This window comes from Mucilaginibacter sp. GW821-FHT07H05 (assembly GCF_059418485.1).
The window spans coordinates 803,007-827,931 of the sequence record NZ_JBWKPY010000003.1 but is presented as its reverse complement, the minus strand read 5'-3'; the positions used below and the strand labels follow the sequence as shown (position 1 = coordinate 827,931).

21 protein-coding genes are annotated in these 24,925 nt (G+C 44.4%); 12 read left to right on the top strand and 9 right to left on the bottom strand.

What is annotated here, in order from left to right; translation table 11 throughout:
• The first annotated feature begins 293 nt into the window (after positions 1–293).
• Genes AC07M6_RS11150 through AC07M6_RS11140 form a run of 3 tightly spaced genes read left to right on the top strand, consistent with a single transcriptional unit; the run spans position 294 to position 2,299 of the window.
• Positions 294–827, top strand: a complete 534-nt coding sequence (locus tag AC07M6_RS11150; protein ID WP_494889363.1) for a DUF922 domain-containing protein — start codon at positions 294–296, stop codon at positions 825–827.
• A 3-nt stretch (positions 828–830) separates the two neighbouring features.
• Positions 831–1,538, top strand: a complete 708-nt coding sequence (locus AC07M6_RS11145) for a M23 family metallopeptidase (RefSeq protein ID WP_494889361.1) — start codon at positions 831–833, stop codon at positions 1,536–1,538.
• Positions 1,535–2,299 (top strand): DUF4846 domain-containing protein, encoded by a 765-nt coding sequence (locus AC07M6_RS11140; RefSeq protein WP_494889359.1) that lies wholly within the window; start codon positions 1,535–1,537, stop codon positions 2,297–2,299. Before AC07M6_RS11145 ends, AC07M6_RS11140 begins: the two co-directional genes overlap by 4 nt.
• A gap of 489 nt (positions 2,300–2,788) precedes the next feature.
• Here AC07M6_RS11140 and AC07M6_RS11135 read toward each other — a convergent pair whose 3' ends face one another.
• Positions 2,789–3,808 carry an aldo/keto reductase gene (locus tag AC07M6_RS11135; protein WP_494889357.1) on the bottom strand — a complete coding sequence of 340 codons (1,020 nt, stop codon included), beginning with the start codon at positions 3,806–3,808 and terminating at the stop codon, positions 2,789–2,791.
• A 156-nt stretch (positions 3,809–3,964) separates the two neighbouring features.
• On the opposite strand from AC07M6_RS11135, the gene AC07M6_RS11130 reads away from it, so the two are divergent.
• Positions 3,965–4,291: a hypothetical protein gene (locus AC07M6_RS11130; protein ID WP_494889355.1), complete on the top strand. Its 327-nt coding sequence runs from the start codon at positions 3,965–3,967 to the stop codon at positions 4,289–4,291.
• A 228-nt stretch (positions 4,292–4,519) separates the two neighbouring features.
• On the opposite strand, the gene AC07M6_RS11125 is transcribed toward AC07M6_RS11130, so the two are convergent.
• A complete protein-coding gene (locus AC07M6_RS11125) occupies positions 4,520–5,500 on the bottom strand; it encodes an acyl-ACP desaturase (RefSeq protein ID WP_494889353.1) in 981 nt (326 codons plus the stop codon).
• A 537-nt stretch (positions 5,501–6,037) separates the two neighbouring features.
• Between AC07M6_RS11125 and gltB the strand changes: the two genes are divergently transcribed.
• On the top strand, positions 6,038–10,564 hold the full coding sequence (gltB, locus tag AC07M6_RS11120; RefSeq protein WP_494889351.1) for a glutamate synthase large subunit: 4,527 nt from the start codon (positions 6,038–6,040) through the stop codon (positions 10,562–10,564).
• A gap of 4 nt (positions 10,565–10,568) precedes the next feature.
• Positions 10,569–12,050: a glutamate synthase subunit beta gene (locus AC07M6_RS11115; RefSeq protein ID WP_494889349.1), complete on the top strand. Its 1,482-nt coding sequence runs from the start codon at positions 10,569–10,571 to the stop codon at positions 12,048–12,050.
• A gap of 196 nt (positions 12,051–12,246) precedes the next feature.
• On the opposite strand, the gene AC07M6_RS11110 is transcribed toward AC07M6_RS11115, so the two are convergent.
• The 4 genes from AC07M6_RS11110 to AC07M6_RS11095 all read right to left on the bottom strand — a co-directional run bounded on the left by AC07M6_RS11110 (position 12,247) and on the right by AC07M6_RS11095 (position 15,469).
• Entirely contained in the window at positions 12,247–12,798 is a 552-nt protein-coding gene (locus tag AC07M6_RS11110; RefSeq protein ID WP_494889347.1) for an REP-associated tyrosine transposase, read from the bottom strand.
• A gap of 105 nt (positions 12,799–12,903) precedes the next feature.
• Positions 12,904–13,569 carry a YdeI/OmpD-associated family protein gene (locus tag AC07M6_RS11105; RefSeq protein ID WP_494889345.1) on the bottom strand — a complete coding sequence of 222 codons (666 nt, stop codon included), beginning with the start codon at positions 13,567–13,569 and terminating at the stop codon, positions 12,904–12,906.
• A gap of 204 nt (positions 13,570–13,773) precedes the next feature.
• Entirely contained in the window at positions 13,774–14,307 is a 534-nt protein-coding gene (locus AC07M6_RS11100) for an RNA methyltransferase (protein WP_494889343.1), read from the bottom strand.
• Positions 14,300–15,469, bottom strand: coding sequence for a galactokinase (locus AC07M6_RS11095; protein ID WP_494889341.1), 1,170 nt, complete (start codon positions 15,467–15,469; stop codon positions 14,300–14,302). Before AC07M6_RS11095 ends, AC07M6_RS11100 begins: the two co-directional genes overlap by 8 nt.
• A gap of 127 nt (positions 15,470–15,596) precedes the next feature.
• On the opposite strand from AC07M6_RS11095, the gene AC07M6_RS11090 reads away from it, so the two are divergent.
• Positions 15,597–15,887 carry a YciI family protein gene (locus AC07M6_RS11090; RefSeq protein ID WP_494889339.1) on the top strand — a complete coding sequence of 97 codons (291 nt, stop codon included), beginning with the start codon at positions 15,597–15,599 and terminating at the stop codon, positions 15,885–15,887.
• Positions 15,888–15,979: 92 nt separating this feature from the next.
• On the opposite strand, the gene AC07M6_RS11085 is transcribed toward AC07M6_RS11090, so the two are convergent.
• The 3 genes from AC07M6_RS11085 to AC07M6_RS11075 form a co-directional block, all read right to left on the bottom strand.
• Positions 15,980–16,711, bottom strand: coding sequence for a hypothetical protein (locus tag AC07M6_RS11085; protein ID WP_494889337.1), 732 nt, complete (start codon positions 16,709–16,711; stop codon positions 15,980–15,982).
• 179 nt (positions 16,712–16,890) lie between these two features.
• On the bottom strand, positions 16,891–17,622 hold the full coding sequence (locus AC07M6_RS11080) for a hypothetical protein (RefSeq protein WP_494889335.1): 732 nt from the start codon (positions 17,620–17,622) through the stop codon (positions 16,891–16,893).
• 271 nt (positions 17,623–17,893) lie between these two features.
• Entirely contained in the window at positions 17,894–18,751 is an 858-nt protein-coding gene (locus AC07M6_RS11075; protein WP_494889333.1) for an aldo/keto reductase, read from the bottom strand.
• Between the two features lie 306 nt (positions 18,752–19,057).
• Between AC07M6_RS11075 and AC07M6_RS11070 the strand changes: the two genes are divergently transcribed.
• The 5 genes from AC07M6_RS11070 (at position 19,058) to clpX (ending at position 24,648) form a co-directional block, all read left to right on the top strand.
• Complete coding sequence (locus tag AC07M6_RS11070) at positions 19,058–20,032, top strand: c-type cytochrome (protein WP_494889331.1); 975 nt, start codon at positions 19,058–19,060, stop codon at positions 20,030–20,032.
• Between the two features lie 93 nt (positions 20,033–20,125).
• Positions 20,126–20,821 carry a hypothetical protein gene (locus AC07M6_RS11065; RefSeq protein WP_494889329.1) on the top strand — a complete coding sequence of 232 codons (696 nt, stop codon included), beginning with the start codon at positions 20,126–20,128 and terminating at the stop codon, positions 20,819–20,821.
• 182 nt (positions 20,822–21,003) lie between these two features.
• On the top strand, positions 21,004–22,350 hold the full coding sequence (gene tig, locus AC07M6_RS11060) for a trigger factor (RefSeq protein WP_494889327.1): 1,347 nt from the start codon (positions 21,004–21,006) through the stop codon (positions 22,348–22,350).
• A gap of 229 nt (positions 22,351–22,579) precedes the next feature.
• Positions 22,580–23,305 (top strand): ATP-dependent Clp endopeptidase proteolytic subunit ClpP, encoded by a 726-nt coding sequence (clpP, locus tag AC07M6_RS11055; protein ID WP_494889325.1) that lies wholly within the window; start codon positions 22,580–22,582, stop codon positions 23,303–23,305.
• 101 nt (positions 23,306–23,406) lie between these two features.
• Entirely contained in the window at positions 23,407–24,648 is a 1,242-nt protein-coding gene (gene clpX / locus AC07M6_RS11050) for an ATP-dependent Clp protease ATP-binding subunit ClpX (protein WP_494889323.1), read from the top strand.
• The last annotated feature ends 277 nt before the right edge of the window (positions 24,649–24,925 follow it).

The following is a 24,925-nucleotide window of genomic DNA, read 5'->3' as shown; positions in this document are numbered from 1 at the left end:
ACAGAGAAGTTAAGCCCGCCAGAGCCGATGGTACTGCAGTAAAATGTGGGAGAGTAGGTCGGTGCCAAATCTTATCAAGTAGCCTTGCGTTTAACAACGTGAGGCTTTCTTGTTTTATAACATTACCCTATGTCTGATGACATGGGGTTTTGTGTTTACTGTGGTTTTATGATGTTATTCTGACGCTTGCGCAGTTAATGGGCTAAATCATATTTTTTCATCCACATGTTAAAAGGATTAAGTTGCACAATAACTTATTTTTTGATTATTATTACGGTACCATAAACCCGGGTATGAAAAAAATACATTACGCCTTATTACTGTCTCTGTTAATTATTCCGGGAGCATTACATGCCCAGTTTATTAAATGGAACGCCGATACAAAGCTTGAATGGAGCGATTTTAAAGGTAAGATTGATGAATCCAACCCATACTTTGCCAATACCATGTCATATACAAAGTACGCTTACCAGCCGGTTGTAAACAATGGCGTATTTACACTCACATTCACCATTGAGAATAGTTTTGATCAAAAGCAATCGTGGAGCCGGAAGGATAAGCAAACCCCAGCCTTACTTGCACATGAGCAATTGCACTTTGATATCAGCGAGCTGTTTGCCCGTAAATTAATGGTAGCGTTCAACGCATTTAAATACTCAGCTAATTATCAGAGCGAGGTGAGCAAAATATTTGCTCAAAATGTAAAGGAAAAGCGGGAGATGCAAGAGAAGTATGATACCGAAACAAACCACTCGATTAACAAGGAGAAACAACAAGAATGGGAAACCTACGTTAAAGAGCAGCTGAAACAAATACCATCGTACTAAATAATGAAAAAGTTACTGTGCATTGCCCTCCTGGTTATCGCTAAGCACAGCTATGCGCAGGATGCTCGCTCCATCTGCATGAGAATTAACGAGCTGAACAACAGTATCCTGGAAGGCTGGATCAAAAAACAGGACGCCATTGCCCCATTCAAAACTTTAATAGCATCGCTACAACAAACTATCAGTTTCCCAAAAACGGATAGCTGGATATTTCCCTTGCAGGGATACCGTGGCGGCGCTATCGGAGGTGTTAAGGGCAACGGCTATAGCGATAAAGGGTACAACTATTTCGATGGTAATAAACATACTGCCCACCCCGCGCATGATATTTTTATCAGCGACAGCAACCAGGATGATATGGACGATAAAACGCACGGCCCTGTAAATGTACTTTCGGTTGCCGCGGGTATTGTTATTGCCTGCAGTAATGAATGGGACAAGCATAGCAACCTGCGTGGCGGCAGATATATCTGGATCTATCACCCGCAATTGAACACTATTAGTTATTACGCGCATAACCGGGCCATATTTGTTAGTCCGGGTGATGAGGTAGCGCAGGGACAAAGGATAGCCGAGGTAGGGCGGACCGGCTTTAACGCGTTTAAAAAGCGGTCGCCTACGCATTTGCATTTCGGGGCGTATCATTTACAAAATGGACTGCCTATGCCGTTTAATTGTTATCTTAATTTACTTAAAGCGCAAACCAAATGAAAATGTGGGCATCCGTAGTATTGTTGCTTACTTTATGGACAGGCTTTGGTGATGATATAAATACCCGCTTTAAAACACCGGCGGGCTATAGCAGATCTGCCCCATCCGCAAATAGTTTTGGTACATGGCTGGGCAACTTACCTTTAAAGCCAACCGGAACCCACACCAAAACATACCGGGGCGACATTGCCCGCACCGATGGTTATACCGCCGCTGTAATTGATATGAGTGTAGGTAAGCAAGACCTTCAGCAATGTGCCGATGCCGTTATGCGCCTGCGTGCCGAATATCTTTATCAGTATAAAAAATATGATGCCATTTCCTTCAACTTTACCAGCGGTTTCAGGTGTGATTATGTGCATTATGCCGATGGTTATCGCTACAGCAATAATAAATGGGTGCTAAAGGCAAATAAGGATTATACCTATCCCGCCTTTATGCGTTATATGAATTTGGTGTTCAGTTATGCAGGTACTTTATCATTAGAGAAAGAACTGGTAAAAGTAAATACCGCTGCTGATTTAAAAGCCGGGGATGTATTTATCCACGGCGGATCACCAGGGCATTGTTTTATCATATTAGATGTGGCAGAAAATACCAGTCATGATAAAAAGTTCGTATTGGCACAAAGCTTTATGCCGGCTCAGGATATCCAGGTTTTGCAGCAGGGCGGTGATGCCTGGTTCAGCCTTTCAAATCCGGCCAATATCCCTTACGGGGATATGATCAATCTTAAATACCTGCGCCGCTTTAAAAATTAATAGTGAGGCAGGATATACCCATAAATAATCGCTGATTGTGGAAATCGGTAAACGCCTGTTTATAAATTCCCCAGTTTATTTTCTTCAGATTAAACGGGATCTCATCATAACTAAAGCTTCCAGTTAATCTAAAAACCTATCGCAGGGGGCTTTAAAGGCCATTTTTATGTGGCTAAATCAAATATTGACCTTGCACTTAACTTACGGATGAACCACGTTTCAACCATTGGCATTGTGATTGCAATGTTCATGATATCACACTAATTAAAATTGATTGATATGAACGCGATAATCCACGATGGCCTAAGATATATAGTAACCTTTTCGGCCTGCGGTTTAATATTAGGTCTTATTGTATTTGTTAACTATGTCTCGGGCAGCGACAAATTGATCAATAGAACTGTAGATCGTCATAACTAAACTGATGGACTATTAATAAACGCCCCGAAAGCCCGGATATAGCATAAAACTATATTCCGGGTTTTCTTTTTATCGCTTTTCTACCCGGTCATAAAACCCGCCGAAAGAATTCATCCTAACATTTTCTTCCTTAAAAAAATCGCCGGGGAACCCGAGCGGGATGGCGCTGGCTTCATCTATTTTTTGCAGGTGTTCATCACTTAAAACTAGTTCGCCGGTTTTAAGATTATCCTGCAATTGAGATAATTTAGTGGCGCCTACAATGGGTATACATGAGAAATTTTGCTGGCGCATCCATTGCAAGGCTACATTACCGGCCGATACACCTAATTCATCGGCTATGGCCATTACTACTTTGGTAATGCGTTCGCTATTTGCATTGCGGCGGTTACTTTCGGGTTTTATGCGGCCCTGGTCGCCTTTTAAGTATTTGCCGGTTAATGCGCCGCCGCCCAGTGGGGCCCACGGTGTAACGGTCATCCCGAAATGTTTAGCCATGGGGATCAGTTCGCGTTCGGGAGTGCGTTGCAATAAACTATACTCTACCTGCAAAGCAATAAACTGGCTCCAGCCCATCAACTCGGCAAGGGTATTCCCCTTGGCTACTACCCAGGCAGGCGTATCGCTTATGGCCGCATAGTTCACTTTGCCCTGGCGTATCAGGTCGTCCAGTCCGCGCAGTACCTCATCAATCGGGGTAATATCGTCCCAAATGTGCAGGTACAATACATCAATAAAGTCTGTTTTTAGGCGCTTCAGGCTTGCTTCCACACTCCGCATCATATTTTTACGGTTATTGCCCGATGCGTTGGGATTGGTTTGATTATCCTTTAAGCTGTATTTTGTAGCCAGCACAAAGTAATCGCGGTCGTGGTTGCCCAGGTAGTCGCCGATGATTTTTTCGGTAGTGCCTTTTTGATATACATTGGCGGTATCCAGAAAGTTGCCCCCGGCATTGGCAAATTCGTCCATAATGGCAAAACTGGTTGCGGCATCGGCCCCCCAGCCGTTATCGGTACCAAAGCCCATAGTGCCTAAACAAAATTCGGAAACCTTAAGGCCCGAGCGGCCAAGCAATTTATATTTCATGTTAAGATGTATGTAATAGAAACATTGTAAATATAAAGGAGTTTGCCTGATGTAAGAAAGACTTACGAAGTTTTTAAAACTTCGTAAGTCTGCAAGGAGCGAAACAATATGTATCGGATTTAGGTTTGTATAATGTTATTCCGACCAAACATATATATGAAAATCATCACCGCAAACCGCCCCTGGGATATAGATCAACTGACCGAAGTTTTACAACAAAAACTGAACCCGGCTTTTATGCAAGCCCGGCAAACAGATATTGAGTTTAATGTGATAAAAAACGGGGATACGATAGAGATCAATCAACCCGATTATTATGAAGGGTACCTGTTCAGGATAACCGTACAGGGCAACAAGTTATATGTGGCCAAGTCCGAACATTATGTAGATGATGTTAACCAGATAACCCTGCAAAGTATATTAGAAACCCTGCAAATGGATAATTTGAACGGGGCGGATATAAGATATATCAGCGGGGAGTGATTTTGAAGTCCTGAGTCTTGAGTACTAAGTCTTAAGTCGAAAATACAGAGGACTTCCGATTTGAGTCTTGAGTACAAAGTCTTAAGTCGAAAATACAGAGGACTTCCGATTTGAGTCTTGAGTACAAAGTCTTAAGTCGAAAATACTGGGGACTTCCGATTTGAGTCTTAAGTACAAAGTCTTAAGTCGAAAATACTGAGGACTTCCGACTTAAGACTCCTGACTTACCTATCCGCTTATCCAGCTGAACTTATAATCCAGCATTGGGTTCTTCATGCGGTCGGCTACGCGTATTAAACGGTCGGGCAGGGCCATTACGTAATCACGCGCTTTTTCGCCGGCTTCGTTCAAATCAGTGATGCTCTCTACGTTCCACTCATTAATCAGGTCTCTCAAAATGTCAACGTAGTCAATAGCGGTATATACCCCCAGGCGCTGTGCGGCATCGGTAAAGTGACCAAAGGTTTGGCCTATCTTTAAACCAACCTCGCGCAGGAAGTGGGCTGGCATAACAATTTTTTTCCGCATCATATCCTCAAACGCGATCATCGCTTCGCTGGCATCAACCTTAAAAGCTTCACCAATAAAACTGATATAGGCTTTAGCGTGGCGCGCCTCGTCTGATGCGATAACACCGCACATTTTAGATAGCAGGGTATCACCATCCTTTTTAGCCTGGCTGGCTACCCGGCGGTGCGATACGTTGGTGGCCAGCTCCTGAAAGCTGGTATAAATAAAGTTACGGTATGGGTCGGCGCCGGTACCAATATCAAAGCCGTCGGCAATTAAGTACTGGGTTGATACCTCCATGGCGCGCATGTTTACACGGCCGCTCAGGTATAAATATTTGTTCAGCAGGTCTCCGTGGCGGTTTTCCTCGGCAGTCCAGTGGCGTGTCCATTTCATCCAGCCACCTTCTTCGTCGGGCGATACGCCTTCCACCATGGTCAGCCATGATTCATAAGTAGGCAGGGCCTCTTCAGTAATGGTATCGCCTATTAATACAGCTACCAGATCGTACGAAAGGCCTTTGGCGCTTTCCTGCAATTCTTTAATTTCCTGGAAAAAAGTATCCCGTGTAGCGTCAGGTAAAAAGTCGGATGGTTGCCAGTTAGTTTCTATTGGCTTTAAGTACGTATGCATATGCTCCAGCATGTATTTTTCTACATGCTTCATTACCTCACGTCTTTTTTCTTCGAAAAATCTCATTATAGCGTATTTGGGTCAAAGGTAATCAAATTTATATTTAATATTTGATATAAATAAGATGAATGCCCTGTATATCATATAACCATTTTAAGGGGAAATTGTGACAGATAATATCGGAATTTAATTATAAAATGGGTGAAGACCTGCTAAAAAAGCATCGTAATATTCGATATATATCATGCTAAAACCTTTGTGAACCCCTGCGGTTTTCCCTTTATAAATTCTGTATAAACTTTCTGTGAAGTTTGTGATTAAATAGTCCATGAAAAAGCAATTTACCCTATCTAAACTATAATCTTTATCATATTTTGCTCAAAGTCTACCAAATTGGTCTATATTTTATTATGCCTGCATACCAAAAATGACATTCAAAATTGTAAAATTCTTAATATTAATGCCAATTTGATAATCGGAAATCAAACTTTGATATGATTTAGCTAATTTTATTTAAAATAATTAAAAAGTTGTTAAGGATATTGGGTTTTTTTTACATTTTTTATATCTTCGTAATTACACCTCTTGTAAACGAGAATATCGATGGACCAAACTGATTGCCACCAGCAAGGCCTGTACAGGCCCGAATTTGAACACGACTCCTGCGGAACAGGATTCATCACCAATATTAATGGACATAAGTCCAACCAGATAGTTAATGATGCGCTTACCATTCTCGAAAACATGGAACACCGTGGCGCTTGCGGCTGCGATCCTGATTCGGGCGATGGTGCCGGGATATTGATACAACTGCCGCACGAGTTCCTGATGGAAGAGTGTTCTAACCTGGAGATCAGCTTGCCCGAACCGGGTGAGTACGGGGTAGGGATGCTGTTTTTTCCAAAAGATTCGACACTGAAGAAAGCCTGCCGCAAAGTAATTGCCAGCGCCGCCGAAAAATTAGGCTTGCATATATTAGGCTATCGTAAGATACAGGTAGATTCATCTGTTATTGGTGAAACCGCCCGCCAGGCCGAGCCGGACGCGGAGCAGGTTTATATATTAAGGCCGCACCATATAACCAACGCCGATGATTTTGAGCGTAAACTATACGTGTTAAGAAGGTACATCACCAAAACCGTTAACGATACTATTCCAAACGCGGGCGCGTATTTTTACTTTACCTCGCTATCCTGCAAAACAGTTATATATAAAGGCCAGTTGACTACGTACCAATTACGTAAATACTTTGCCGATCTGAGCGATCCGCGGGTGGCATCGGGCTTTGCCATGATCCATTCCCGTTTCTCAACCAATACCTTTCCATCGTGGAAACTGGCGCAGCCTTTCCGCTTAATAGCGCATAATGGCGAGATCAATACCCTTACCGGTAACTTAAACTGGTTTTACTCGGGGGTAAAATCGTACGCGTCCACCTATTTCACCGCCGAAGAAATGGAAATGCTGCTGCCGGTGATCGACAGTGCGCAGTCAGATTCGGCTTGTTTGGATAATATTATCGAGATCCTGCTGCATTCGGGCCGTTCATTACCGCATGTTATGATGATGCTGATCCCTGAAGCCTGGGATGGTAACGAACAAATGGACCCGGTTAAAAAAGCGTTTTACGAATACCATGCCACCTTAATGGAGCCATGGGACGGCCCGGCCGCTATCACCTTTACCGATGGTAAGCTGGTAGGCGCCCTGTTAGATCGTAACGGCCTGCGCCCGCTGCGTTATGTAGTGACCAGCGATAACCGCGTAATTGCCGCTTCTGAAGCAGGCGTACTGGCTATCGACGAATCGACCATTATTAAAAAAGGCCGCCTGCAGCCAGGTAAAATGCTGTTGGTTGATACCGAAAAAGGGAAGATCATAGCCGACGAAGAAATTAAACAACAAATAGCTTCGCAGCAGCCTTATGGCCGCTGGCTGGAGAATTATAAAATTATATTAGGCGAACTGGGCGAGCCCCGTTTGGCTTTCGCCAGCCTGACGCCCGATTCGGTATTCCGTTACCAGCAGGTATTCGGTTACTCGCGCGAGGATATTGATACCATTATCAAACCCATGGCTTGCGATGGTAAAGAGCCAATTGGTTCTATGGGCACCGATGTGCCCCTGGCTATCCTGTCGGATAAACCGCAGCACCTGTCAAGTTACTTTAAGCAGTTTTTTGCCCAGGTAACCAACCCGCCGATTGATCCTATCCGCGAACGCCTGGTGATGAGCCTGGCTACCTTTATCGGTAACAACGGCAATTTACTGGATGAAGACAAAATGCATTGTCATTGCGTAATGCTGAAACACCCCATCCTTAAAAACCATCAGCTGGAGAAACTGCGCAGTATTGATACCGGCATGTTCCATGCTAAAACACTGCAAACTTACTTTAAGGCCGATGGGCAGCCGGGCAGTATGGAAAAAGCGTTAAGCCGCCTTTGCCGCTATGCTGAAGATGCTGTTGAAGATGGCTTTGAGGTATTGATCCTTTCGGACCGTGCTATCGATTCGGAACATGCGCCTATACCATCTTTATTAGCGGTATCGGCTGTGCATCACCACCTGATTAAAAAAGGCTGCCGCGGCGCGGTAGGCCTGGTTGTAGAAGCCGGCGATGTTTGGGAAGTACACCACTTTGCCTGCTTACTGGCATTTGGCGCAAGCGCTATCAACCCGTACCTGGCTCAATCTACTATTGAAACCGTTAAAAACAACGGTAGCTTAGATACCGACCTTGATGTTAAATATCTACTGAAAAACTATGTAAAGGCTGTTAACGATGGCTTGCTGAAGATCTTCTCTAAAATGGGGATCTCTACGCTGCAATCATACCATGGCTCGCAGGTGTTTGAGATCTTGGGTTTAAATGAGAGCGTAGTTGACAAATATTTCACTGGTGCGGTTACCCGGATCCAGGGCTTAGGACTTGATGAAATTGCCCGCGAGGTAATGAGCAAGCACCAGGTTGGTTTTGCGCAGGGATCGAAAGAAGAAAGCAAACTGCTGCCCGAAGGTGGTATTTACCAATGGAAACGCAGAGGCGAAGCACACTTGTTTAACCCCGAGACCGTGCACTTGCTGCAACATGCTACCCGCACTAACGATTACTCGGTTTATAAAAAATACGCTAAGCTAATTAACGAGCAAACTGAAAAGCATTATACCATCCGTGGATTGCTGGATTTTGCCCATCACCGCGAGCAGATCTCGATTGATGAGGTTGAACCGGTTGAAGCGATATTGAAACGTTTTGCTACCGGCGCCATGTCGTTTGGCTCCATCTCGCACGAAGCGCACAGCACGCTGGCTATTGCCATGAACCGTATTGGCGGGAAAAGTAATACTGGCGAGGGCGGCGAGGACGAATTGCGTTACGAGTTGATGCCTAACGGCGATTCGATGCGTTCGGCTATTAAGCAGGTGGCATCGGCACGTTTTGGGGTAACATCCAACTATCTGACCAATGCCGACGAATTACAGATAAAAATGGCGCAGGGCGCAAAACCCGGCGAGGGTGGCCAATTGCCCGGCCATAAGGTAGACGACTGGATCGCTAAAACCCGTCACTCTACCCCGGGTGTAGGTTTGATCTCGCCGCCGCCGCACCATGATATTTATTCTATCGAGGATTTAGCCCAGCTGATCTTCGACCTTAAAAATGCTAACCGTGCCGCACGTATCAACGTTAAGCTGGTATCAAAGGCAGGTGTAGGTACTATAGCCGCGGGTGTGGCTAAAGCCCATGCCGATGTGATATTGATTGCCGGTTATGATGGTGGTACAGGCGCGTCGCCAATCAGCTCTATCAAGCATGCGGGTTTACCGTGGGAGCTTGGTTTAGCTGAAGCGCACCAAACACTGGTACGTAACAAATTACGTAGCCGTGTAGTGTTGCAAACAGACGGCCAGTTGAAAACCGGTCGCGATATTGCCATTGCCGCCCTGATGGGTGCCGAAGAATGGGGCGTAGCTACCGCTGCCCTTGTTGCCGGCGGTTGTATTATGATGCGTAAATGCCATTTAAATACCTGCCCTGTGGGTGTTGCTACACAAGATCCTGAACTGCGCAAGCTGTTCAGCGGCAAGCCGGAGCATATTGTTAACCTGTTTTACTTTATAGCCGAGGAACTACGCGAAATTATGGCCGATCTGGGCTTCCGTACCGTTAACGATATGGTGGGCCGTGTGCAGTTCCTTAAGGTTAGGGATAATATTAAGAGCTGGAAGGCGAAGAAGATTGATCTGTCGGGTATTTTACACCCGGTAACCAACCAACGCGGTGTAACGCTTTATAATAGCGAAAAACAAGATCACGGCATGGACGAGATCATCGACTGGAAACTGCTGGAAACAGCCAAAACCGCGCTGGAAGACCAAACCCCGGTATTTGCCACATTTGATGTGAAAAATACCGACCGTACCATCGGCACGCTGTTATCAAACGAGATCTCTAAAAAATATGGTTCGGCCGGTTTACCGGATAATACCATCAATTATAAGTTTAAAGGATCGGCCGGACAAAGCTTTGGCGCGTTCACTACCAAAGGTTTATCTTTTGAGCTGGAAGGCGAAGCTAATGATTATGTAGGCAAGGGCCTTTCGGGCGCCCAACTGGCTATTTATCCATCGGCTAAAGCCAAATTTGCGCCTGAAGAAAATATGATCATCGGTAACGTGGCCATGTATGGCGCTACTGCCGGCGAGGTATTTATCCGCGGTATGGCCGGCGAGCGTTTTGCCGTCCGTAACTCGGGCGCTACTGCTGTTGTGGAAGGTATTGGCGACCATGGTTGCGAATACATGACCGGCGGCCGCGCGCTGATATTAGGTAAAACAGGCCGCAACTTTGCCGCGGGCATGAGCGGTGGTATTGCCTGGATCTACGACGCCGACGGCACATTTGCCGAAAACTGTAACCGCGAGATGGTAGATCTTGATCCGCTATCGCCGCAGGATGAAGAGCAGATCATTACGCTGCTGCGCAAGCATGTGCAGTTAACCGGCAGCCAGGTAGCACAAAACCTGCTGAATACATGGCAAATAGCCATAACCAAATTTGTAAAAGTATTCCCTCAGGAATACAAGAAAGTTTTATTAAAGAATCAATACCAGGCAACCAATTAATATTATGGGAAAACCAACCGGATTTCAGGAATTTGACCGCGAACTGCCAGCTAAAACGCCTGTGGCAGAACGGGTAAATAATTATAACGAATTTGTAGGCCAGTATAGCGAAGAGAAGCTAAACCACCAGGCAGCGCGCTGCATGAACTGCGGTATTCCGTTTTGCCATAGCGGTTGTCCGCTGGGTAACGTGATTCCTGAGTTTAACGATGCGGTGTATCGTAAAAAGTGGGACGAAGCTTATAATATCCTATCATCAACCAATAACTTCCCCGAGTTTACCGGCAGGATCTGCCCCGCGCCGTGCGAATCGGCCTGTGTGCTGGGTATTAATAAGCCACCTGTCGCTATCGAGGAAATTGAGAAGCATATTAGTGAGATAGCATGGTCTAAAGGTATGGTTAAACCTACCGCGCCGTTGTTAAAAACTGGTAAAAAGGTAGCTGTAGTAGGTTCGGGCCCGGCTGGGTTGGCTGCCGCCGCACAATTGAATAAAGCCGGCCACAGCGTTACCGTTTACGAGCGTGACGATTATCCCGGCGGCCTGCTGCGTTACGGTATCCCTGATTTTAAATTAGAGAAAAACGTGGTAGAGCGCCGTGTAAAGCTGATGCAGGAAGATGGCATTACCTTTAAATGTAATACCGAAGTTGGTAAAGATATCAGCGCCGAAGACTTGGTACGTAATAACGATGCCGTGGTTTTGGCCGGAGGTTCAACCATTCCGCGTAACCTGCCTATCCCCGGAAGGGAATTAAAGGGTATCCATTTTGCAATGGACTTTTTAAAGCAGCAAAATAAGCGTGTTAGCAATACCGCTTTTACCGCCGAGCCTATTTTGGCAACCGGTAAAGATGTGGTAGTAATAGGCGGGGGTGATACCGGGTCTGATTGTGTGGGCACATCTAATCGCCAGGGTGCTAATTCTATCCGCCAATTTGAGGTGATGGTGCAACCGCCTGCTGCACGTACGCCAAATATGCCATGGCCAACTTATCCAATGGTGTTGAAAACAACATCATCGCACGAGGAAGGCTGCGAACGCCACTGGGGCATTAACACTAAAGAGTTTTTAGGCGACGAGAATGGTAACCTGCGCGCACTGAAAGTAACCGACGTAAGCTGGGAACTGGATGTGCTGGGCCGCCCGATCAAGTTTAACGAAGTAGAAGGATCGGAACGGGAAATACCTTGCCAGGCTGTGTTTTTAGCCATGGGCTTTGTTAACCCGCAGTATACCGGCATGCTGGAAAATTTAGGTGTAGAGCTGGATGGCCGTAACAACGTTAAAGCCACTGAAGCTGCCTACCGTACCAACGTAAGCAAAGTATTTGCCGCGGGCGATATGCGTCGCGGACAATCGCTGGTGGTTTGGGCCATATCCGAAGGCCGCGAGTGCGCCCGCAAGGTTGATGAGTTTTTAATGGGCCATACCAACCTGGAAAGCAAAGACGCGGTTAACGTGTTTGAGCAGGTCTACTCTTAAGAAGTCATTGAGTCATCAGGTCATTGAGTCATTGTTGCTCAAAGGGATGCTCAAATAAGATAGTTTGTTTAGTTTTATATCCTCTTCTGCTTCGGTGGGAGGGGATTTTTTGTTTTGATAGATATATAATACTTAGCTGGTCGAAGTTTAGCGCAGCGTAACTTCGACCTAAAATGTGATAAGCTTTCAGCTTATCTTAACTGATCAAAACAATAGGTAATAACCCTTTTTCGTCTGTATAGTAATCTTTTGCGCTGCTATATAAATAGTTTGGCGGATAATCTACAGCGCCAGATTTAACCGGATTGTTGTGTAAATAATCCAGTCGCTGATGAAGCATTTCGTTTGTAGCTAATTGTATCGGATGATTGTTTTGCTGCCAAAACTGATAAGTTTCATTATTAGGATTGTGCTTCCCGGCCCGGCCAAATAGCCATAACATCCAATCCCTGCGGCTTTCCTGTGTGTTTTCGGCAATAGCTTTAGTTATTGTCTTTGAAGTATGCCGTTTTAAATCGCGTAGAATATCGGATAAGTTCCCCTTTTCTGTACTGATGATCAGGTGGACATGATTAGACATAATGCACCATGCATATAACTCTAATCCTTTATTTTTGATACAGTAGTCTAAACTCTCAACAATAATGTCGCAATAAATCCTTCTTGTAAATACATCGATCCATTGTACGGTGGCAAAACTTACGAAGTAAAGTTCGTCATGTTGATGAAAGATGTATTTACGGCCCATTTAACTAAGTGATTTGATTTTGTTTTCTCGCAAGCAGGATGCTTGCCATATTATAGGTCGAAGTTACGCTGCGCTAAACTTCGACCAGTTTATGCGCATTGTAAGCTACTTATCCGATGGATTCTTCTTCCCGGCAACCAATTTCTCTACCAGCTTAACCAAACGATCTGCTTTTGTTTTTTCTTGTTTGGCGGTCAGTATCCACAGCACATATTCCTTACGGTTGGTGTACGATAAGGATTGGTACATGGCCATGGCTGCCGGCGTTTGTTGCAATATGGTAGCTATTTCATCGGGCAGGGTGATCTGCTTATTGGTTACATCAATATATTGGGCATATTGGTTATTGGGGATCTCATCGTTACAGGTATCCGATTTTTTGGATAAGGCAACCGGGCGGAAACGCAGGGCCGTCCAGGTGGCATCAACGGCTGCCGCGGCAACACCAGTAAGGTCGTATTTGCCTAATTCGTCCCAACTGCTCATCATTTCCAGGTCGGTAATTATGCCAGATGTTTTTTTCGGGTAGATTACCCAAAACAAGGTTTCGGTTTTTTGTTTTAGGATAGGGGATATGGTTACCAAATCGCGCTTTAGTTCATCACTGTTTTTTACAAAAAGCAGTACGCCGTCAAAGCTGCCTTCAATGGCAAATGAGGTACCCGCCCCATCGGGCAATGGGGCTAAAAGTTCGGGAAAGTTTGCCGGTGCGTTATACAATAACCAGCGGCTGCCGGGTTTTACCTGTAGTTTTTTGGCAAGTGCGTTCATGTCCGAATCTATTTTAATGCGAATTCGAGATAAGCCCCTTGTGTCATTTCGATGGAGCAAGAGTGGGATTGTGTGATGGGGCGAAAGAGAAATCTTATACAAGATGCTATTGCCGACTGCATTACGTATAAGATTTCTCCTCACCCTTTCTTTCACCCACCGCCGTTCGTCGAAATGACATGAGGGGCTTATATTGAACTCATGTTATTTCAGACTCAATTTTACGTAAAAATCCCATAAAACAATACCTGCCGATACCACAATATTAAAAGAATGCTTGGTGCCAAACTGCGGGATCTCGATACAGGTATCGGCTATAGCCATCACCTCATCGCCAACGCCGTTAACCTCGTTGCCAAATACTAAGGCATATTTTAGGGTAGGGTCGGGACTAAAAGTATCCAGCATGGTGCTGTTTTCGGCCTGTTCAATGGCTATAATGTGGTAGCCTTCGGTGCGGAGTTTTTCAACAGCTTGTACGGTATCGGTAAAATAAGCCCAGTTTACAGATTGCGTGGCACCCAACGCGGTTTTTTCAATTTCGCGGTGCGGCGGCTGACCGGTTATCCCGCAAAGGCAAATCTGCTCCACCGCAAATCCATCGCTGGTGCGGAAGATAGAGCCCACGTTATGCATGCTGCGCACATTATCCATCACTACGGCAACAGGCAGTTTTTGCCCGGCTTTAAATTCGGAGATGGTGGCGCGGTTAAGTTCGTCTAATTTTAGCTTACGCATGTGTGGTTGTTTTGAGCAACCCAACCCCATCGCCAATCAACGAGTGGTATACGGCCGGCGCATAACCTATCTCGCGGGTGTAATAGGTAGTCAGTCCTTCGCTAAACTCATCAAAGGAGTCGGCTTTAACCAAAGCTATGGCACAACCGCCAAATCCGGCACCGGTCATACGCGCACCAACAACATTCGGATTGGTTTTGCTGTAAGCTACAACGGCATCCAGTTCCTTACCGCTTACTTCGTATAAGTCGCGCAATGATTCGTGCGAGGCATACATCAGTCGGCCAAATTCGGCCAGGTTGTTTTTTGATAATGCATCGGCCGCCAGTTTAACACGGTCGTTTTCTTCTATTACGTGCCAGGCGCGTTTAAGTACGGTAGCATCGGTAATCAGGTGCTGGTAACGGTTAAAAGTTACCGCGTCAATATCGCACAGGTTTTTAATGTCCAGCTCCTGTTGCAGGGCAGCCAGGGCCGTAGCGCATTCCTGTACGCGTTCGTTATATTTTGATTCGGCCAGCTTACGGAGTTTGTTGGTGTTGATGATGGCTAAAACGTAATCGCCCAGGTTACTGTCAACCGCCTGGTAACCCAGGGTTTCGCAGTTCAGCATCAGGGCTTTGTCCTTTTCGCCAAAGGCAACGGCAAACTGATCCATAATACCGCTGTTAAGGCCGATAAAAACATTTTCAACCCACTTTGATAATTTTACCAGATCAAGCTTAGTGTATCCGGTATTAAAAAGGTAATTAAGCGCGAAGGCCGTAACCACCTCTATCGAGGCTGAAGAAGACAACCCCGAGCCAATGGGGATATTACCATAATAAAGCATATCCAAACCCTGTATCTCTTTCCCGTCATTCAGGAAATGCTGGATAACTCCCTTAGGGTAATTTACCCAGATGGTATCTTCTTTTTGGTACCCGTTTTTTAGCGGAACATCGTAATGATCATCAAAGTTTAAGCTCTTAAAGCGAAAAACGCCATCGCTATTTGGCGAGGTTAATAAATAGGTGCCCAATGTAATAGCACATGGCATTACCAGGCCGCCATTGTAGTCAATATGTTCACCTATCAGGTTTACCCGTCCAGGCGAAAAAAAGGCATTATCTGCAGGTTTATGGTATAGTTTTTCAAACGCTTCGTGCAGCTTCTCGTTCATGTTTATATGGATACTTGGTGTAAAAAACAAATATTGTAAAAAATACACTTATTACATGTTTTTTTCTTTCAAAATAAAACGAATTATTGTTTACAATTGTTAAACTATCACATTAAACTACCCGATTATGAACCAATACCTTATAACGGCGTACGATTTTACCGATGCCGGCGCGCTGAAACGCCGCATGGATGTACGCCCGCATCATTTTGATGCTGCCAAACAATTGAAATTTGAAGGCCACTTTATTTTAGGTGGCGCTATATTGAACGAGGAAGGCCATATGATAGGATCAACCATGATTATGCAGTTTGAAGACGAAGAGCAACTGGAAGCCTGGAAGCAAAACGAACCTTATATTACCCAGGGAGTTTGGGAAACGGTTGATGTAAAGCCTTTTAAAGTGGCCAATGTGTAGCTTAAAAAAACAAAGCGAAAAGAAAAGGCGTCCCGATAAATATTGGGACGCCTTTCTGTTTTACACAGGATTTTAACGTTATATTTTTTAACTTACTTTTTGGTAAAGTCGCCGGTTAACAGATCCACAAGATACACGGTGCCGTTGATGGTTACAGTGGCCTTGCCATCACCATTGAAGGTAAGATTACCCTCAAAGTTAATGCTGGCTTTCCTGGTTGTTGTGCCTGTTACGGTTATAGTAGCTGTGCCGCCTGTTGCCGCTTTGGTAGTTTTATTGATCAGCAGGTTTTTTATGACCAATGTTATGGTAGTAGTGCTGGTGTTTTTACTCTCTACTTTTGAGGTGAATGTACCCGTACGTTTATACTCGCCGTTAATAGCGTAAACGGTAGCGTTAGGGGTTAAGCCCGCTACTTTAAAAGATGCGGTGCCGGTATTGGTTGATGACATCCGCGGGCCATCGAATGTGCCTTTATCTGATGCGGTGCCGGTAACATTATCGGGGATATTGCTGGCATTGCAATTTAAGGTATAGTTATAGTTAAGCGTGTTACTATAGGTAGCAGCCGATCCGGCGGGGCTTGTATGCGTTACACTGTAGCTTTTTGTAGCGCCGCAGCCAATATTTAAATCAAAAACAGCCTGGGCATTTAGTGTCATATCGGTAGATACGGTCATCGCTCCGCTTGAATTAACAGAAAGTGATGTTGCCACCATATCGGCTACTTCGGCGGTGGTTAATGGTGTAGCGGTATCATCTGATCTTTTGCAGGCGCCTAAAATCAATAACAATACCAGGGCAGGGGTTCTCAGTTTTTTCATGTTTATAATTTAATAGTATTAATTGGTATAATAAAGATATGTATAAAATTATAATAATTAATAATATTTTAATAAACTGGGTTATAATTAGTGATGTTGCCAATTATTGATAATATATAAAGTTTATTTTGATGATCTGTTAAAGGTTTATATATAATAGATATGTTGTATTGGTGGTATTAAATAGCCGTTACATCGGCAGTGGTTAAATCAAGCGTGTAGTTAACGCCCTCTAAGGTTAAGGTAGCCGTGTTGGCATTTTTAAAAACAACGGCACCATTATAACTAAAGCTGTTTTTGTTTTTTACGGTTCCTGATACCGAAACATTAGCGCTGCCACTTACAATGGCCCGGGATGATTTGGTTACCAACAGGTTTTTAATATCAATATTGATGGTATTGCTGCCGTTAAGTTGGGTAGCATCAAGCGTTTGGAATGATCCTGAAGTTTGATAATTACCGTTAAGCGAATAAGTAGTGGCGCTGCCCGAAAGCGACGCTAAGCTGATGTTGGTATTAGCCGAATTAATTGCCGATAGGGTAGCCGCGTCAAAACTGCCATTATAAATAATAGTACTGCTTAAATTATCCTGAACAGAAGCGTTGCAGTTAACCACATAATAATAACCCAGCGCGTAGTTATAATTAATGGTTGAGGTTGCCGCTTCCTGCTTTGCAACGGCAAACGAATCAACCACCCCGCAGCCTTTACCGGCATTGGTCACGCTTTTAGCATAAAGGGTCACATCATTTTTTATGCTGACAAAGCCGTTGGCATTCATAGCCAGGGCAGTGGCTACCATAACGGCGGCCTGGGCATTGGATATATTGGTTGCTTTTACCACCTTTTCTTTTTTGCATCCGCAAAAAACAATGGCAAAGGCAGTAATGATTAGTAAAGGATTCTTCATAGTGACGGTATGGTTTATCGTTAGGATTAAAGAAAATCAAAAAGGTTTAATTAATCCTTAAATATTTATACGCTAAACGCCACAAATTGTTTGAATAGGAGTTTTTTGTTGTTTCTACATGTCATTTCGAACGATAGATAGAACTACCCCTTGACCGAAGGGAAAAAATCTTCGACATGATTTAGACTGCGTGCAAAAGATTTCTCCTCACGCAATCACACAGCCCTCCCGTGTTCGTTCGAAATGACACTGGAGTGGGATATGCAGGCGCCTACAACGTAGCCACCAGCTTATCCATTACCGCCATATCATCATCACTTAACTCAATACCGGCTGCTTTTACATTCTCTTCCAGGTGCTGTACGCTGGATGTGCCGGGGATCAGCAATATATTGTCGGCATGGTGCAGCAACCAGCTTAAGGCAATCTGCTGTACAGTGTAGCTCTGTTTACGGGCAAGTAACTGGAGTTTTTCCTGCGCCGCTACATTCCCGGCGTTAAGCGGGAACCAGGGGATAAAAGCGATGTTTTGCTCCCCGGTGTATTTTAGCACCGGCTCCCATTTCCGGTTATCTACACTATAGATATTTTGTACGCTTACCACCTCAAAAAACTCCTGCGCCTTTTTAATCTCTTCCACATTTACTTCCGACAGGCCAATGTGTTTGATCTTGCCCTCTTCCTGCGCTTTCCTTAAAAACTCAAACGTTTGCTCTGCGGGTACTTTAGGATCTATGCGGTGCAGTTGGTAAAGGTCTATCTGCTCCAGTTTTAATCGCTTCAGGCTACCTTCCAGCGCATCTTTCAGATGAGTGGGGCTGGCATCAACAGGCCATTGGTCGGGGCCGGTACGTAACAGGCCGCCTTTAGTGCCAATAACCAGGTCGGCCGGGTAGGGGTGCAGGGCTTCGGCTATTAACTCTTCCGATATATTGGGGCCGTAACTATCGGCCGTATCAATAAAATTAATCCCCAGTTCAACTGTGCGCTTTAAAACACGGATCGCTTCGTCCTTATTTGCGGGCGGGCCCCAAATGCCTTTCCCGGTAATACGCATCGCCCCATAACCCATACGGTTAACGGTCATATCCTTCCCTATCGTAAATGTGTTTTTAATTGGCTTGTTCATCGGTATCTTTTAATAATGTCAACAGCAAGTTTAGCTTAAATGTTCGCGTTAAATCATCTATATAGTGTCAAAATAAATTAATGCGGAATAAAATAGATGCCTTATATTTAAGGCATTAACCCTAACCGGCAGATTATGGAATCATAAGTTTTAGGGTATAATCCATACGCCGATAGTAATATATCCTTGCAGCTAAATGATGTGATGCGGGTTTTTGTGCGAAATTTTAAGTTTAGTTGTAACCAATTAACCGGTACGTACATCTTACTAACTTAATTTTTAATATAAATACCTTATTACTGAAAAATGAAAGCTTTTAAAAAATGGATACTGATCACTGTGGTTACTATCGTAATTGTTGTAACGGCGCTGGTATCGTATGTTACCTTAGCCCTGCCCAATGTGGGTGCCCCCGAAGATATTAAGATAGCCTACACCCCGCAACGCATAGCGCATGGCAAGTACCTGGCTAACCAGGTAGCGGTTTGTATGGATTGCCACTCCGGCCACGATTGGACCAAATTTACAGGCCCGGCCGATACTAACCAATTAGGCATAGGCGGCATGAAGTTCGATGCCGGCGTTGGTTTCCCCGGCGAAGTTTACGTACCCAACATCACCCCGCATAATCTTAAAAACTGGACCGACGGAGAAATTTTCAGGGCTATTACAACCGGGGTTAAAAAGGACGGTTCGGCCATTTTCCCCATCATGCCATGGCTGTCTTATTCAAAAATGAACAGGGAGGATGTATATGATATAATCGCCTATATCCGAACCCTGAAATCACAGGAAGCAAGTTACCCGGCCCGTAAGCTTGATTTTCCGCTAAATATCCTGGTGCATACCATGCCGCAAAAAGCAAGCCTGGGCAAACGCCCGGCCGAAAGCGATACCTTAAAATACGGCCAATACCTGGTGCAAAGCGCGGCCTGCCAGGATTGCCATACGCAGGAAAACCATGGTACCCAATTGCCCGGGATGGAGTTTGCCGGCGGCCGCCCGTTCCAGATCAACGGCGGCACGGTGCGCTCATCTAACATAACTCCGGATATTAAAACCGGTATTGGCGCCTGGACAAAAGAGCAGTTTTTAACCCGTTTTGCCATGTATGCCGATAGTCATTATCAGCCGGCTGCCGTGTCGCCGGGTGATTTTCAAACGGTTATGCCATGGATCATGTATGGCCATATGCAAAAAGCCGACCTGGAAGCCATATACAAATACCTGAAAACTATAAAAGTAGTTAATAATCAGGTGGTTAAGTTTAGTAAAAGTTAGAATTGTTACACCCCATTACTTGTTATTTATATAGGCGATTGATTATATTAGCCTTGTATTAACTGAAAAACTAAACTATTAATTAGGGGAAAAATGAAAAAACTATTACTTGGTTTATTATGCTGCTTTGCAGTTAGCGCTTATGCGCAGGATACTGTGGCAAAAAAGAGCAGCATTGGCAAATTTGAAGAGCAATACACCGTGCTGAAATCGGATAAGAAGATCCGCCAGGGATCGTACAAACTTTTTACCGATAAAAAACTGGTAGCCAGTGGTAGTTACGATAAAGGGGTAAGGGCCGGGCTATGGAGTTTTTATAACGACGGCGCGCTGGAGCAACAGTATGATTATACCGCAAATAAGTTAGTTTTAAACAACCCGAGCAGGGCGATAACTTGCGAAATTGAAGATACAGCGCAGGGCGATTCTATTAAAAACGCGGTAAAAGTTGGCGGCTATAGTGGCCTGGCGCTTTTAGTATCCAGCGTTAATTTTGAAGAAAACGCAACTGCCGGCCGTAACCAGGTATTGCACGTATTCACCCTGGACGAAAAAGGCGAGATCAAATCGTGGGTGGCCTCCATCAAAAGCAGCGACGGCATTAAAATAGTTAACCAAAAAATAGTAGATGTAGCGCCAGAGGTGTTACAGTTTTTACCTGCAATAGTAAACGGAAAGCCGGTACCATCAACCATTACCTTCAACAGCGAAATGAAAGGGATGGGCCCGGCGGGCGATCCGGGCAACGGTAAATCAGGTATACGTGGCCGCGGTGGCCGCAGGGGGTAGCTTGCTGATATTTACCAGATAACGCTCCTGTTAATTTAAGTTAACAGGCATAAAAGCTTAGCAAATACATACCCATCTTAAAAAATATTTATACCTTTGCGCCCTAATTTAGTGGTGCAAGGGTATTTTTTTTAACCTACCCCGGTGCCTGTTGTTAATAGTAAAATACAGCTTATATTAAGATGAACATCTCACAGGAAAAAAAGGACAACCTGAACGCAGTTATAAAGATCAATATCGATCCGGCCGATTATCAGCCACGTGTTGAAAAAGCCATCAAGGATCAGGCTAAAAAAGCTAAAATACCAGGCTTTCGCCCCGGTATGGTACCAGCCGCGCATATTAAACGTATGTATGGCAAAAGTATTTTGGTTGACGAGATCAATAACCTGTTATCAGATACCCTTAATAATTACCTGAACGAGCAGCAGCTTGAAGTGTTAGGCCAGCCGCTGCCGCAGATGGACGACAGCAAAGAATACAACTGGGATTTTGCCGATAACTTTGAATTTAACTACGAAGTAGGCCTGGCCCCAGAGTTTGCTATCGACCTAACATCAAAAGATAAAGTAACCCAATATGATATTAAGGTTGACGATGTAACCTTAGCCGACCGGATTAAAAACCTGCGTAAAAGCTATGGCAAAATGTCAAATCCTGACGTATCGGCAGATGATGACGTGCTTTATGCCGAATTAAAACAACTTTCGCCAGATGGTTCTGTTTTTGAAGGAGGAATTGAGCATACAGGTTCTATCCGTTTAGACCAGGTACAGGACGAGAAGGTGAAAAAATCACTGATCGGGCTGAAAAAAGGCGACGAATTAGTACTGGATGTGCAGAAAGCTTATAATAACGATGCTGCGCGTATTGCCGGCGTTTTAGGTATTGATGAGGAAACTGCAGCAGAGTTGAAATCAAAATTCAGCCTGACGGTTAAAAATGTGAACCGTTTAGAGGAAGCAGATTTGAACCAGGAGTTCTTTGATAAATTATTTGGTGAAGGTGTTGTAACTACCGAAGAAGAATTTAAAGCAAAGGTTACCGAAGAAATTGAAATGATGATGGCGCAGGATGCCGATCGTAAACTGCAAAACGACATTTACAATTACGCGGTTAACAAAATTAACTTTGAATTGCCTGATGAATTTTTGAAACGCTGGTTAAAAGCCACAAACGAAAAAATCAGTCCGGAAGAATTAGAAGGCGGCTACAACGATTTTGCAAAAAACCTGAAATGGACGCTGATCGGCAATAAGATCATGAAAGACAACGATCTTAAAGTAGAGTACAAGGATGTGTTTGAAGTAGCTAAACAACGCTTAGACGCGCAATTCCGCATGTACAGCCCGCAGCCTTTGGCCGAAGATCAGTTAGCGCAATATACCGTTCAGTTTTTACAGAACAAAGAGAATGCTAACCGCATTTTTGACGAAGTGAAAGGTATGAAAGTGATCGAATACATAAAAGGCATTATCACAACCGACAAAAAAGAGATCACACACGCCGAGTTTAGTAAACTTTCTTAAGTCGTAAGTCTAAAGATTTAAGTCGTAAGTACCGATTTAAGACTAAGGACTTAAGGCTTAAGACTCCGGACTTAAGACTCCGGACTTGAAAATATCACCAAAAAAGCAACTCCCAACAGAGTTGCTTTTTTATTGCAAATAATTTTACTTTTTACAAACCTTATACGTTATATCGTATTCAACTAAAAACTATATTTACCGGGCACACAAAACCCAAAAACAAATTAAAATGGACAATATCAATAGAGACGAATTTAGAAAATACGCGGTAAAGCATCACCGCATCAACAGCCTGGCTGTTGATCAGTTTATATCAAGTGTCGATCGTAAGGCCATGCCTATGTCTATCAGCACAAGTCACCCTACAGCTATGACGCCTTATATCATCGAGGAGCGCCAGCTGAATATTTCGCAGTTAGACGTGTTTTCGCGTTTAATGATGGACCGTATCATCTTTTTAGGCGATGCTATTTACGAGAATATTGCCAACATCATTCAGGCGCAGCTACTATTCCTGCAATCGGCCGATGCTAAACGCGATATTCAGATCTATATCAACTCGCCGGGTGGTTCGGTTTACGCGGGTTTAGGTATTTATGATACCATGCAATTTATTTCAAACGATGTAGCCACTATCTGTACCGGCATGGCGGCCTCAATGGCGGCTGTATTATTGTGCGCCGGCGCTGATGGTAAACGTGCAGCTTTACCGCACTCAAGGGTAATGATACACCAGCCAATGGGCGGCGCGCAAGGCCAGGCATCTGATATCGAGATCACCGCCCGCGAAATCGCTAAACTGAAGAAGGAACTGTACGAGATCATTTCTAAACACAGCGGTACATCTTACGAGAAAGTTTGGGACGCATCAGACCGCGACCACTGGATGATTGCCGAAGAAGCCAAAGCTTTTGGTATGGTTGATGAGATCTTACGGAACAGCAACGAAAAATAATTGAAATATTAAGCAATAATAAAGGGTAAATTGAAACCATTTACCCTTTATTATTGTATATTCATCAATATTTACTTAATTTTGGTTAAACACACCCCACAATGACAAAAAACAGCAAGGAAATCAGGTGCTCATTTTGCGGCGCCGGTAAGCAGGATTCCCTGATGCTGATAGCCGGGTTGGATGCGCACATTTGTGATAAATGCGTTAACCAGGCTAACGAGATTTTAGCTGAAGAACTGAAGATCCGCAAGGTTAAATCTTCGCCTTCGGCCCCTTCCATGTTAAAACCAGCCGAAATTAAATCGCACCTTGATCAATACGTTATTGGCCAGGACGATGCTAAAAAAATACTTTCGGTTGCGGTATATAACCACTACAAACGCTTAAACCAGCGTGTGGAAAAGGATGATGTAGAGATCGAAAAATCAAACATCGTAATGGTAGGCGAAACCGGTACCGGTAAAACCCTGCTGGCCAAAACCATAGCTAAAATATTAAACGTTCCCTTTTGCATTTGCGATGCTACTGTACTAACAGAAGCCGGTTATGTAGGCGAGGACGTTGAAAGTATCCTGACACGTTTACTGCAAAGCGCCGATTACGATGTAACCGCTGCCGAAAAAGGCATTGTTTATATTGATGAGGTTGATAAAATTGCCCGTAAAAGCGATAACGCCTCCATCACCCGTGATGTATCGGGCGAGGGTGTGCAGCAGGCTTTACTAAAGATACTGGAAGGCACCATGGTGAACGTACCGCCGCAAGGCGGGCGCAAGCACCCCGATCAAAAGATGATATCGGTAAATACCAGCAATATCCTGTTTATTTGCGGCGGCGCTTTTGATGGTATTGATAAAAAGATAGCCAGCAGGCTGCGTACCCAAACTGTGGGTTATAAAATGAAGCGCGATGAAGGCGGCGATGTGGATATGAAAAACCTGTACAAGTACATCACCCCGCAGGATTTGAAAGCATTTGGTTTAATCCCCGAGCTGATAGGCCGTTTACCGGTGCTCACTTACCTTAACCCGCTGGATAGGGAAGCCCTGCACAATATCCTGACCGAACCTAAAAACTCGCTGCTGAAACAATACAAAAAGCTGTTTGAATACGAAGGTGTAAAACTGGAGTTTGAAGACGATGTGCTTGATTTTATTGTTGATAAGGCGATGGAGTTTAAATTGGGCGCCCGCGGGCTGCGTTCTATCTGCGAAGCTATTATGATAGATGCCATGTTTGAGTTCCCGTCTAAAAAGGATATTAAACGCCTTTTGGTAACTTTAGACTACGCGCTGGATAAGTTTGAGAAATCGGATATTAAAAAATTAAAGGTTGCTTAATATAAGATATTTATAATATTCGTATATTTGCTATGCAAGCATAATAAACCCTGGTGAAACGCCGGGGTTTGTTGTATCCGGTGTTTTGGGTTTGTGTTCCCCCCTTGTCATTTCGATAGAGCAAGGGTTGGAAAGGGCAGGAGGGGCGAAAGAGAACAGTTTCTTGAGCGGGTTGGCGTTAGGGAGTAGCGAGCGAAAAAATCTTATACGTGCGACTTACCAACCGTATAAGATTTCTCCTCACACCAACACACCGCCAACGCTGGTTCGTTCGAAA